At 35.3% G+C, this 11,195-nt stretch carries 14 protein-coding genes and 1 riboswitch; of the genes, 13 read left to right on the top strand and 1 reads right to left on the bottom strand.

The window, feature by feature from the left end; genetic code table 11:
- Nucleotides 1–231: 231 nt before the first annotated feature.
- The 11 genes from argS (at nt 232) to ACQV2O_RS00570 (ending at nt 9,827) form a co-directional block, all read left to right on the top strand.
- Nucleotides 232–1,923 (top strand): arginine--tRNA ligase, encoded by a 1,692-nt coding sequence (gene argS / locus ACQV2O_RS00520; protein WP_428874666.1) that lies wholly within the window; start codon nt 232–234, stop codon nt 1,921–1,923.
- A gap of 213 nt (nt 1,924–2,136) precedes the next feature.
- Nucleotides 2,137–2,835 carry a Crp/Fnr family transcriptional regulator gene (locus ACQV2O_RS00525; RefSeq protein ID WP_428873830.1) on the top strand — a complete coding sequence of 233 codons (699 nt, stop codon included), beginning with the start codon at nt 2,137–2,139 and terminating at the stop codon, nt 2,833–2,835.
- 22 nt (nt 2,836–2,857) lie between these two features.
- Nucleotides 2,858–3,412 (top strand): cob(I)yrinic acid a,c-diamide adenosyltransferase, encoded by a 555-nt coding sequence (locus tag ACQV2O_RS00530; protein WP_428874667.1) that lies wholly within the window; start codon nt 2,858–2,860, stop codon nt 3,410–3,412.
- A gap of 31 nt (nt 3,413–3,443) precedes the next feature.
- A complete protein-coding gene (locus ACQV2O_RS00535; protein ID WP_428874668.1) occupies nt 3,444–4,265 on the top strand; it encodes a metallophosphoesterase in 822 nt (273 codons plus the stop codon).
- 2 nt (nt 4,266–4,267) lie between these two features.
- Entirely contained in the window at nt 4,268–4,999 is a 732-nt protein-coding gene (locus ACQV2O_RS00540) for a hypothetical protein (protein WP_428874669.1), read from the top strand.
- Complete coding sequence (locus ACQV2O_RS00545) at nt 4,996–5,751, top strand: adenosylcobinamide-GDP ribazoletransferase (protein ID WP_428874670.1); 756 nt, start codon at nt 4,996–4,998, stop codon at nt 5,749–5,751. Before ACQV2O_RS00540 ends, ACQV2O_RS00545 begins: the two co-directional genes overlap by 4 nt.
- A 48-nt stretch (nt 5,752–5,799) precedes the next feature.
- Nucleotides 5,800–5,894: riboswitch (adenosylcobalamin-variant (AdoCbl-variant) riboswitch) on the top strand.
- A gap of 100 nt (nt 5,895–5,994) precedes the next feature.
- Complete coding sequence (locus ACQV2O_RS00550; protein WP_428874671.1) at nt 5,995–6,216, top strand: hypothetical protein; 222 nt, start codon at nt 5,995–5,997, stop codon at nt 6,214–6,216.
- 272 nt (nt 6,217–6,488) lie between these two features.
- A complete protein-coding gene (gene cobU, locus ACQV2O_RS00555; protein WP_428874672.1) occupies nt 6,489–7,091 on the top strand; it encodes a bifunctional adenosylcobinamide kinase/adenosylcobinamide-phosphate guanylyltransferase in 603 nt (200 codons plus the stop codon).
- A 31-nt stretch (nt 7,092–7,122) separates the two neighbouring features.
- Entirely contained in the window at nt 7,123–8,040 is a 918-nt protein-coding gene (locus tag ACQV2O_RS00560) for an ABC transporter substrate-binding protein (RefSeq protein ID WP_428873822.1), read from the top strand.
- Nucleotides 8,027–9,079 carry a FecCD family ABC transporter permease gene (locus ACQV2O_RS00565; protein ID WP_428874674.1) on the top strand — a complete coding sequence of 351 codons (1,053 nt, stop codon included), beginning with the start codon at nt 8,027–8,029 and terminating at the stop codon, nt 9,077–9,079. Before ACQV2O_RS00560 ends, ACQV2O_RS00565 begins: the two co-directional genes overlap by 14 nt.
- The gene (locus ACQV2O_RS00570) at nt 9,072–9,827 is read left to right on the top strand and encodes an ABC transporter ATP-binding protein (RefSeq protein ID WP_428873820.1); all 756 of its coding nucleotides are present in this window, start codon (nt 9,072–9,074) and stop codon (nt 9,825–9,827) included. The genes ACQV2O_RS00565 and ACQV2O_RS00570 overlap by 8 nt, the downstream gene beginning before the upstream one ends.
- On the opposite strand, the gene ACQV2O_RS00575 is transcribed toward ACQV2O_RS00570, so the two are convergent.
- The gene (locus tag ACQV2O_RS00575) at nt 9,812–10,273 is read right to left on the bottom strand and encodes a kinase/pyrophosphorylase (RefSeq protein WP_428874740.1); all 462 of its coding nucleotides are present in this window, start codon (nt 10,271–10,273) and stop codon (nt 9,812–9,814) included. The two genes, ACQV2O_RS00570 and ACQV2O_RS00575, sit on opposite strands and share 16 nt — an antisense overlap.
- A gap of 97 nt (nt 10,274–10,370) precedes the next feature.
- Between ACQV2O_RS00575 and ACQV2O_RS00580 the strand changes: the two genes are divergently transcribed.
- Both ACQV2O_RS00580 and rpsU read left to right on the top strand, forming a co-directional pair.
- Nucleotides 10,371–10,868 carry a Fur family transcriptional regulator gene (locus tag ACQV2O_RS00580; RefSeq protein WP_428873819.1) on the top strand — a complete coding sequence of 166 codons (498 nt, stop codon included), beginning with the start codon at nt 10,371–10,373 and terminating at the stop codon, nt 10,866–10,868.
- Between the two features lie 124 nt (nt 10,869–10,992).
- On the top strand, nt 10,993–11,166 hold the full coding sequence (rpsU, locus tag ACQV2O_RS00585) for a 30S ribosomal protein S21 (protein WP_066126806.1): 174 nt from the start codon (nt 10,993–10,995) through the stop codon (nt 11,164–11,166).
- The last annotated feature ends 29 nt before the right edge of the window (nt 11,167–11,195 follow it).

Here is an 11,195-nt window from a genome sequence, read left to right on the forward strand (position 1 = left end):
AGTAGATTATGCAAGACTGAATAGCAAGTTGGGATGATGGGAGCCGATGAGTCTTAATTAATTGAACCGCACTTTATTATTTGGGTGAATGAAATGAGTAGTTCATCACGTAGGCAACTGCGTTATCAATTTAAGACCTTAAAATTTAAGGTGAATTAGAGTGGTACCGCGTATAACCATATGCCTCTAGAAGGAATTCTAGAGGCTTTTTTGTATAGAAAGGAAGATTTTATGTTAGTAAAAAAGCAAATTGTTGAAACTTTATATCCTGTATTATCAGAGCACTTGACCCAAGAACAGATCGAAAATTTAATTGAACAACCTAATAATAATGAGCACGGAGACTATGCTTTTCCAGTTTTCTCTTTGGCTAAAATATTTCGCAAAGCCCCCCATCAAATTGCTGAAGAAGTAGCAAAAAAAATTGATACTTCTGCATTTGAAAAAGTTCAAGTAGTCGGAGCTTATATCAACTTTTATATTAAGCGCGACGACTTGGCTAGCAAAGTCTTAAAAGAAGTACTTGAACAAGGTGAAAGCTATGGTCAAACAGATATTGGTAAAGGAGGTAACGTTCCAATTGATATGTCATCTCCTAATATCGCTAAGCCAATGTCAATGGGACACTTACGGTCAACCGTATTAGGGAATTCGATTGCCTTAATTTTGGAAAAATTAAATTATAATCCTATTCGTATTAACCACTTAGGTGATTGGGGAACGCAATTTGGTAAATTAATTGTTGCTTATCAAGGTTGGGGTGATGAAGAAACAGTAAGGAAAGATCCAGTTAATGAATTAGTAAAGTTATATGTTGATTTCCATGAAAAAGCTGAAGAAAATCCCGAATTAGAAGATCAGGCAAGACAAGTCTTCAGAGCCCTAGAAGATGGCAATGAAGAGTATCATAGACTATGGACTTGGTTTAAAGAAGAGTCTATTAATGAATTTAAACGTGTTTACAATCTTTTAAATATTAAATTTGATCATTATACTGGAGAATCGTTCTATAATGATAAGATGGGCGAAGTTTTAGATTATTTAGCAGATAATAATATCTCTAAAATCGAACGTGGAGCCACAATTGTTGACCTTGAAAAGTATCACTTACCTGTTGCTTTAATTAAAAAATCAGATGGAGCTACTTTGTATCTGACTAGAGACTTAGCGACTGCTTACTATCGCAAGCGTACTTTTGATTTCGTGATGAGTTTATATGTTGTTGGTAATGAGCAAAGTGATCACTTTAGACAATTAAAAGCTGTTTTAAATGAAATGGGTAACGATTGGGCTGAAAATATGCACCATATTCCATTTGGCTTGATTACTTTAAATGGTAAAAAGTTATCCACTCGTAAAGGTAAGATAGTTTTACTTGAAAAAGTGCTTAATGAAGCGATTGAAATTGCCGATAAACAGATCACAGCTAAGAACCCTGACTTAGAAAATAAAGCTGAGATTGCTAAACAAGTGGGTGTGGGGGCTGTTGTCTTCCATGACTTAAAAGCAGATCGTCTCAACTCTTTTGATTTTAATTTAGATGATATCGTTCAATTTGAAGGTGAAACTGGTCCATATGTTCAGTATACTTATGCGCGTTTAAATACAGTGCTTAATAAATATAGTAAGGAAATAAAGCCAACGGAAGAGTTGAACTTAGATCATGAACACTCATGGGAAATCATTAAATTAATTAAACAGTATCCAGAAGTCATTATTAAGGCAGCTGAGCATTTTGAACCATCAGTCATTGCAAAATATGTTATTCAATTAGCACAATTGTCCAATAAGTATTATGCCAAAGTCCGTATTTTGGAAGAAAATGATCAGTTAGAATCAAGAATTCAATTGGTTAAAGCGATTACGATTGTTCTAAAAGATGCATTATCATTGTTAGGTATTGGCGCTCCTGAAAAGATGTAATGAGAACCTCCTGTTAACATTTATTGGACACCTTTCATTGTTTGATTTATATATTCACAAGTGAGATAATATCTATGAATAAATGACATAAAAGGTGAGTAAATATAGTGGCATCTTTTGAATTGAATTTTGAAAATTGAAAACTAAATTTCTATACAAAAGACTCCTTTTATCGTCAGTAAACAATTTACTTTGACAAAGAAAGGGGTCTTTATGGTTAATCGGGCAATTGAAAATTATATTAACGATATATATAACTATGATTTTTTCAATCGACTTTCAATTGATGAAGTCAATCAAATTACTTCTAACTCTATTTTTCATCACATTCCAAAAGGTCAGTTAATCTTTTTTCAAGATGATCCAAATATTTATTGTTATTTCGTCTTTAAAGGATTGGTTCGTCTTGAAAGAGAAAATGCTTCAGGAGAGTTTTGTTACTTAGATTATGTGGCGGAGGAAAGTTTTTTTCCTTATGCGGAATTCTTTTTTAAAGACCACCATCTTTATGATGCCTATGCAGCTACAGATGTTGATTTAGCTTACATCCCCAAAAACCTAATGGAAAATATTGTCTTTAAAAATGCGGAACAATTCAAATTTCTTTATGAAAATTTAGCCAGTGTCCAATATTATTTGGAAAAACGTGTGCAAATGACGGCTATACCAAGTGCTTCTAGCCGAGTAATTCAGACCCTGGCTTTATGGATGTATGATATGGGGCGTTTTATGGGTGATCATGTGGTTATTCCACATCCATTGACTATTAACGAAGCGGCGACAGTAGCCGGTACGACAAGAGAGACAGCAGGAAGAGTCATTAAAGATTTAACTCAAGAGAAAAAAATTACTTTTACACGTAAAAAAATAATTTATCATGATTGGAAATATTTTAACGACCTGATTCAGTAACTATCAAAGAGGTGAGAAAACAATGAAAATTTATACGCGAACAGGAGATCAAGGGAATACGCGTTTAATTGGCAACCGTGTGGTAGCCAAAAACAACCCCTTAGTTGAGGCATATGGAAGTATTGATGAACTCAATTCTTATATTGGTATCCTTATTGCAAGCCCTAATTTAGCCGATGAAATTCGTCAAGATTTATTAGAAATTCAACAATTACTATTTGATTGTGGGACAGATGTTGCAAACGCAGATGAAAAGATTCCTTATCGTACCACAGAGACTGCTATTACTTGGTTAGAAGAACGAATTGATGCTTACGATAAAAGAGTTGACCCTATTGAATCTTTTATCTTGCCTGGAGGAACCATGGAAGCCAGTCAACTTCAATATGCTCGTAGTATTGCTCGTAGAGTTGAAAGAAGGCTGGTTAGCCTACCAATTTCTGAAAAGTTAAATCCGAATGTCTTAAAATTTCTTAATCGGCTTTCCGATTATTTGTTTGTAGGTGGTCGCTTAGTTAACCACCTTAATAATCAAGCAGAACCGAAGTATGTAAGATCGGGGAAAGTGTTTCGCTAAGTGGTTTAAATTAATTGTGAGGAGATAGAAAATGAAGATTGGTGTTATTTCTGATCTCCATATTGATTTACAAGCAGAGCCCTACGCTCAAACAATTATTGATTTACTGGCTAAAGAAACTGATGAGTGGAATTTGTCTTATTTAATTATAGCTGGAGACATAGCGAATCATCAGTCTTTAGTTTTTTCATTCATTAAGGACTTACAAGCAGCCATAACCATCCCTTTATATTTTGTTCCAGGAAATCACGATTATTGGTCTACTAATCAAGAAACCCAAATTATTTATGATGGCTATTGTAACCATCCGAACTGTTTAATAGGAAAGCCACTTTCTCTAAATCAAGATTGGGGATTAGTCGGGCACTCCGCTTGGTACAATCATTCGGGAAATTTTGGACGTCATGATGAAAAATTTCTTCAAGCAGGTAGATACCAAGGTTATAAATGGGAGGATAAACTACATATTAATTGGCAGCAATCTGATCGCCAAGTCTCAAGAGAATTTGCCAGAACAATAGAAAAAGATATGATCTACCTAAACAAAGCTAATTATATTCTAGTCACTCATTTTGTAACAGATTTTGATTTGCAAATCTTACCAGATCCTAAATTTCAAGAAGACATAGATTATTTTAATGCTTTTATTTCTACTGATGATCTTAAGCCTCTTTATGATAAATATCCCATCCGTCATAGTTTTATGGGACATGTCCACCGCAGACAGAAACTGACTAAGCAAGGATGTAATTATTATTTAACAAGTTTAGGAACACCTAGAGAGTGGGAAGAGGGATCGACTTTGTTGGACAATCTAAAGGAAGCTTTGAAGGTTATTGAGATAGGAGAGTAGAAATGGAAAAATATCGTGATATACATATTATGCCATTAAGTAATGATGAGTCCTTAGTTATTGCTTGTGACACTTCAGCTTCAATCGGCCAAAAAGAAGCTGATGTTTTAAGCGTTTCACCCCAAATTACTGCAGCTTTTGCTGTTCGCGTGGTACTTATGGAGGTTCTTTCTGTAAACGCCCAGCCACAATTATTAATAAATATGTTTGGCAATGAAATGAATCCAACTGGAGATTTAATGCTTGATGGTATAAAAAAAGAACTGGCATTAGCAGGTCTTTTTGATTTAGCAATGAATGGCTCAACTGAGGAAAATATGCCAACTAAGATGACATCCCTTGGACTCACCTTGCTTGCAAAGGCCAAAATTGCTGATTTAAAAATAAAAAAAGTCCAACCAGGGGATCAAGTCTATCAAATAGGAAAACCTTTAATGGGTCAGGATTTAATTGACCAGGTCGATCAAATAGTTAGTTATCAAGAGCTTTACCACTTATTAAATCTTAAAGATGTCATTCATGAAATAGTTCCAATTGGGTCTCAAGGTGCGATTGCTGAAGCACAGCAAGTGGCTAAATTTAACCAACTTGATTTTAGATTAGGTCAAGACTTACCTCAATTTTATCAATCAGCAGGGCCTGCAACATCTCTCTTAATTGTAATAAAACCAGCTTTTAAAGCTAATTTATTGACAATTTTTAAAGATATTAAATGGGTGGGTGAGCTATATTGATTGAGTCTATTATTTTATATTTTCAATTTTTTACAGCAATCCCAATTAATCAATCAGTCGATCAAGCAGCTACTAAATTAAAAAAAGGGGTAATCTATTTCCCAGCTTTTGCTTTTATATATGCCGGAATCTTTGCTTTGTTCTTTTTTTTATTTCGTAACTTTTTCTCATCCACCATCGCATGGTCTCTATTAATTATCTTGGATATTTTACTAACTAGAGGCTTTCATTATGATGCTTTGGCTGATACTGCTGACGGACTATTATCCTCTAAAAAAGCTGATGAGATGGTTCGAATTATGAAAGATTCAGCAATTGGAGCCAATGGTGCTTTGATCTTAATTTCGACTATTTTACTTACCTTTGTTTTAGGAAGAGAGTTTTTAATTAATTATTTTGAAAATGAAATAGTCTTTGTTATTGCTTGGGCTGCCAGTGGTCGTAGCTGTTTACCCTTAATGTTTTATCAGTTAGTGTATGTTGGTGATAACCCCAATGGCTTAGGTAGTCTTTTCCTAGGCGTTTCTACTTGGAAAATTGTGGCCAGTCAGATTTTAACAATGGCCTTCTTTTTCCTATTAGGGTGGCCGTATCTACTTAGTTATATAAGTCTTTTGCTTACCATGTATTTTTATCGCTATTTCGTGTATCATAAAATTTCAGGTATGACAGGAGATACCATGGGAGCTGCTGCTTTAATTGGTCAAATCATTTATATGCTGTTTGTTTTACTTCTTTTTAATAAGAATTAGGATTGTTATTTTCTTTAATAATTATGCTATAATGATGCTAAGCTCTTTGATAATTAAGATAGAATAGGGGAAGCACGTGAGAATCGTGCGCAGTCCCTTGCTACTGTATGGATGAAAATCTAAGTCAGATTACCTATTTTATCAAGGATGATTGTTATTTCTCAAGGTCTCGTAACAAGGTTCGTTAACAAATACGTTTATTAACCAGACAAGTAGCTAGTCTGGTTTTTTTAAGGAGGTAAGATGAAGGCAAAAGATTTAGTAACCCTTGCTCATATGATGTCATTGTCAATCATCTTAGCACAGTTCAAGCTATTCTTGACAGTAGCTTTTGATTCAAGTTCAGCTTTTATACTCTTGCTAGCTATGAGAAGATCTGCTGGCGCGATAGTTGGTGCTATAGGACATTTAACAACGGCAATGAGCTCAGCTTTTCCCTTAAGTATTCCACTTATCTTTTATTAATGGCACTTATGATACTAGCTCAGATTAATTTTGTTATGATTTATCGTAAATATAAATCTTTGAAATATGGCCGGTTATTCTTCCAACTCTAGGCGCCTGCTTGTTTAATGTTTTATTACCACTTCTATGTTTTCAACCGATTTTAGGGGCTGCAATGCTGGTAAGTTTCTTTTGGCCCTTAAAGCTAGCTACTCTTGCTAATATATTGTTAGCTTTGCGACTTTTTGAAGGTCTAACAAAAATAAATATATCGATGTTTAGGAAGTGAGTGAATGGGGGAAATTATTTATTATACTGGAGGAGCTAAATCTGGTAAATCTAGATTAGCTCAAGAAGAAATTTATAGACGAAAGCTTCAAAATATTGCTTATATAGCAACCCAAGCCAATAAGTTTTCTGATTCAGAAGTAAAAAGGAGTATTGAAAAACATCGTTTATCAAGACCCAAAGATTGGGATACTTATGAACAGGCTCATGATTTGGATCAATTGGTTAAGCAACTTTCAAATAATTATCAAATTGCTTTAGTCGATTGTATGACGGTTTGGCTAACCAATATTCTTTTTGATAAATGGCAATTCTTAGCTAACAATCAAGAACTATCTTTTGATGAGTATGTCAATGAACTAAAGGGTGAGCAAATCCAAAAGCTAGAAGATTTTGTTATGGAAGAGCTTAATGCTTTTTTAAAAGAAATAAAAGCTTCATCAACGGATTTTATCATTGTGTCAAATGAGCTAGGTCTAGGATTAGTTCCAGAGTATAAACTCGGGCGCATTTTCAGAAATATTCATGGTTTAATGAATCAAGAAATTGCCAGACAAGCGAACTTAGTTTATTGGGTGGTTTCAGGAATTGCAGTGAATATAAAGTAAAAAAAATTAAAGAAATAAAGGAGAAAATTAAATGAATAAAAAAATTGCTGTTTTAATGATGTTTGTGATGACTCTGTTTACCGGACAAATGGTATCTAGTGAAGAAACGACGGTTCTCACATTGACCGATATGGTTGGTAGAGAAGTTGTGCTTGAAGAGGGACCCGTTGATGAAATTGTTACTTTAATGCCAGCAGATGCTGAGATACTCTTTGAAATAGGAGCGGGAGACACTATTGTGGGTCGAGGAACTTATGTAGACTTCCCGGCAGATGAAGTGGAAGAGATTCCAGCTATCGCTACTGGTGAAAATTTAAATATTGAAGAAATTATTGCCCTAGACCCAGAAGTGGTTGTGATGACTGCTATGTCCTTAACTGAAGATCAAATGACTGCTATTGAAGACGCAGGAATTACCGTCTTGGTGACAGATGCCCAGACAATTGAGGAAGTCTATGAAGCAATCGATTTGCTCGGTCAATTAGTTGGTAAAGAAGAAGAAGCAGACCAATTAATTGAAGAAATGGAAACAGTCTTTAAAGAGTTTGAAGAAAAAGCTGACCAAGAAGAAGAATCTAAGAGTGTTTATTATGAAGTTTCTCCGCTAGAGTTTGGCTTATGGACTGCTGGTTCTGAAACCTTCATGGATGAAATTGGACAGATGTTGAATTTAGAAAATGTTTTTGCAGATCAAAAATCCTTTGTTGAAGTCTCAGAAGAACAAGTTTTATTAGCCAATCCACAAGTAATCATTACTACTTCTCTTCCTATGGATGAAGAGGCTCCTTCTCCTGAAGAAGAAATTATGCAACGCAAAGAATGGGATGACCTTTCAGCTGTAAAAAATGATAAAGTTTTTGCAGTAGACAATTCTGCTTTCACTAGACCTGGACCGCGCTTGATGGATGCTGTCAAAGAATTATATGATCTAGTTTATGGCACAGAATAAGAGCTGGCAGCTTTCACAATCAGCTAAAAAAAGTGTCGTAAAGTTAGTCCTGATGGTGTCGACAACTCTCTTAATACTAGCTATGGCTTTGATTATAGGAAGTGTGAAAATTTCTTTTACTGACTTGTATCAAGTGCTAGAAAATCAAGTCTTAAATCAATCAATGACCGACTTGGAACAACAGGCAACCATCTTACTTGCTGTTAGACTACCTCGTTTACTCACTGCTTTTTTAATCGGCATGGCCCTTTCTTTGAGTGGAATGACCATGCAAAGCTTGTTAATGAACCCCTTGGCTGATGGCTCTACCTTGGGAGTTTCAGCTGGAGCAAGCTTGGGTGCTGGCATTGCTATCGTCATTGGGATTCCTTCCTTTATCCAAAGGCAAGGAATCTTTTTGATGGCGGTGATCTTTGCTTTTGGATCACTAGTATTGATTTTATCTTTTTCTTATTATTTGGATAAACAGTTAAAGAATATGACTGTTATCTTAACTGGAATCGTCTTTACCATGCTGGTCTCTTCATTAATGAATATTTTAATGATTATCAGCAAAGAAAAGCTGCCTTCTTTAGTTTTTTGGACTTTAGGGTCGCTTTCAGGCTCCAGGTATACCGATGTTTGGGTAATGGGTGTTTGCGTCATAATAATGGGTGGCTATATTGTTATGAAATGGCAAGAATTGAACGCTTTTTCAATGGGGGAAAACATCGCAAGAAATATTGGGATAAACATAGTCTCTGTTCGAATTAAATTGTTTATTGCCACTTCCATCTTGATTGGTGTTGCTGTTTCAATAGGCGGTTCGATACCTTTTGTAGGTTTAATAACCCCCCATATTAGTCGTTTAATTGTAGGCTCCAATCATAGACGTTTGATTCCTTGGACTCTATTTATTGGTGGTAACTTTATGGTGGTAACCGATTTATTAGCTCGCACCATTGCCTCCCCCCTTGAAATACCAATAGGGGCAATCACTTCCTTATTTGGCAGCTGTATTTTTATTCTTATCTTTGCTAGGGGGAAGCGTAATGCTTAAAGTTAATAAACTCAAAATGGAATTAGATAAAAAAATAATTTTACATGACATTAATTTTGAAGTAGCCGAGGGTGATTGGTTGATGATTTGTGGACCAAACGGATCAGGAAAAACCTCATTAATAAAAGCTCTATCTGGTCAAAATCCCTACACTGGAGAAATTGAGATCTATGGCAGCAACCTTCGGCTTTTAAAAAGCAATCAAAAGGCAATGATTTTTGGTGTTTTAGATCAACATCCTGGTTCAGACTTTGATTTTACTGTAGAAGAATTAGTGCGTATGGGACGCTACCCACATCTTAAAGGCTGGTTTAAGAGCTGGACAGACATAGATCAAGAGGCGCTTGAAAGAGTCCTGCTTCAAACCAATCTATATCAAAAGCGTAAGCGATCAGTTCAAAGCTTATCAGGAGGAGAAAGGCAGCGAGCATACTTAGCTCAACTTTTTTTACAGGATCCTAAGTTATTAATATTAGATGAACCAAGTAATCATTTAGACTTAATATATGAGCAAAACCTTTTTAGAATACTTAAAGAGTGGTTGCAGCAGCCAGGACGATCCATTATTACAGTTATGCACGATTTGAGTCTTGCTAAAAAATATGGAAATCGGGCTCTATTGTTAAAAGAGGGACATCAAGTAGTTTTTAATGATGTGTCTAAGGCTTTGTCTTCAGAAAAATTAAATAGCAGTTATCAAATGGATATTACGAGTTATTTAAAAGAAAAATATCAACAATGGCAATGATAATAACCCCTAAATGTTTTTACGTCAACATTTAGGGGTGTTTTTGAAGGGTGTGAGACAGCTAATAAGATAATATCTGCTTCGATAAAAATTTTGGGCTCTTTTCCATCAGCATAGCGCATGGCAAATTCCACGGCATTAATACGGTCAAAATATTCATGGTTTAACTCGTTTTGAGCACCGATAGTTTGACTTGTTTTTCCGGTAAGTTGTGATACCACTTGAGTAAAGGGTGGTGATAAATTAAAGAAATGTAAATTATTCATTATGCAAAAAGATTCGGCCTCTTTAGCTTGATGATTTTTAGCCTCTTGTAGAACCCCTTGCAAGCGCGAGCTTGTTGAAATGAAGACATATTTGTGCAATAATATATGAACATATGGGAATTGATAGGCTACTGCTTTAGCAACTCTTAAGGTGGTCTCACCAATTGAATCCGATATGATAAAAAATGAAGTGGTAACGGATTTGCTTGATTCCTAATGGCTATCCAGTTAATGAATTAATTTAAGTTTACCATATTTCTTGAAAGAGGTGACAGAATTGAAAGAAGTTAGATTAAATGAAGGTCAGTTAGCTCCAGAAGTTCAACAACTTATTGATCAAGGTTTAAAGACTCTAAAAAAAGAAGGATTTAAAATGACCAAGAAGCGCCGAGAAATACTTTCCCTTTTTGCTGAAAACCAACGCTACCTATCTGCTTTGGGCATTCATAAAGCATTGGAAGAGAAGTATCCGACCATGTCTTATAATACTACTTATCGTAACCTCTATGATTTCGTTGAAGTGGGTATTCTTGAAACGACAGAATACCAACAAGAACAACTATTTCGATATAATTGCCATTTAACTCACGGCACAGACCATCACCATCACCATCATTTTATTTGCACCAATTGTGGTAAAACAATTCTACTTGATGCTTGTCCCATGCAACATATTACAACCGATTTATCTTCAGTTGAAATAAGGAGTCACCGCTTTGAAGTCTTTGGCCTGTGTGCTGAATGTAAAGAAGTATTACAAGATAATCCCGCATAAACTTCACAAAAGTTTTTCTTTGTTCTTGAAAAGCTTTAGATTCATGCTATAATATAGAGAGGACTTTGTTTAGATTATTATTTCTAAGGAAAGGTTACTATAAGCTCGGGGGGAGGGGAACCAGATGTCAAAAACAGTAGTTCGTGATAACGAATCATTGGATGACGCTCTTCGTCGCTTTAAGCGTAACGTTTCTAAAACCGGTACTTTGAGAGAGGCTCGTAAGCGTGAATTTTACGAAAAGCCAAGTGTTCGACGTAAAAAGAAATCAGAAGCAGCTCGTAAACGCAAGTTTTAAGCGTATCGCCTAAGCAACAATATAGAATA

Source organism: Facklamia sp. P13055 (assembly GCF_050409445.1).
GTDB lineage: Bacteria > Bacillota > Bacilli > Lactobacillales > Aerococcaceae > Facklamia.

Excerpts from the sequence above, each read along its gene's own strand:
- ACQV2O_RS00540 (WP_428874669.1), top strand. The coding sequence starts at position 4,268 with ATGGAAAAATATCGTGATATACATATTATGCCATTAAGTAATGATGAG.
- ACQV2O_RS00530 (WP_428874667.1), top strand. The coding sequence starts at position 2,858 with ATGAAAATTTATACGCGAACAGGAGATCAAGGGAATACGCGTTTAATT.
- ACQV2O_RS00560 (WP_428873822.1), top strand. The coding sequence starts at position 7,123 with ATGAATAAAAAAATTGCTGTTTTAATGATGTTTGTGATGACTCTGTTT.
- argS (WP_428874666.1), top strand. The coding sequence starts at position 232 with ATGTTAGTAAAAAAGCAAATTGTTGAAACTTTATATCCTGTATTATCA.
- rpsU (WP_066126806.1), top strand. The coding sequence starts at position 10,993 with ATGTCAAAAACAGTAGTTCGTGATAACGAATCATTGGATGACGCTCTT.
- ACQV2O_RS00535 (WP_428874668.1), top strand. The coding sequence starts at position 3,444 with ATGAAGATTGGTGTTATTTCTGATCTCCATATTGATTTACAAGCAGAG.
- ACQV2O_RS00570 (WP_428873820.1), top strand. The coding sequence starts at position 9,072 with ATGCTTAAAGTTAATAAACTCAAAATGGAATTAGATAAAAAAATAATT.
- ACQV2O_RS00550 (WP_428874671.1), top strand. The coding sequence starts at position 5,995 with ATGAAGGCAAAAGATTTAGTAACCCTTGCTCATATGATGTCATTGTCA.
- ACQV2O_RS00525 (WP_428873830.1), top strand. The coding sequence starts at position 2,137 with ATGGTTAATCGGGCAATTGAAAATTATATTAACGATATATATAACTAT.
- ACQV2O_RS00565 (WP_428874674.1), top strand. The coding sequence starts at position 8,027 with ATGGCACAGAATAAGAGCTGGCAGCTTTCACAATCAGCTAAAAAAAGT.
- cobU (WP_428874672.1), top strand. The coding sequence starts at position 6,489 with ATGGGGGAAATTATTTATTATACTGGAGGAGCTAAATCTGGTAAATCT.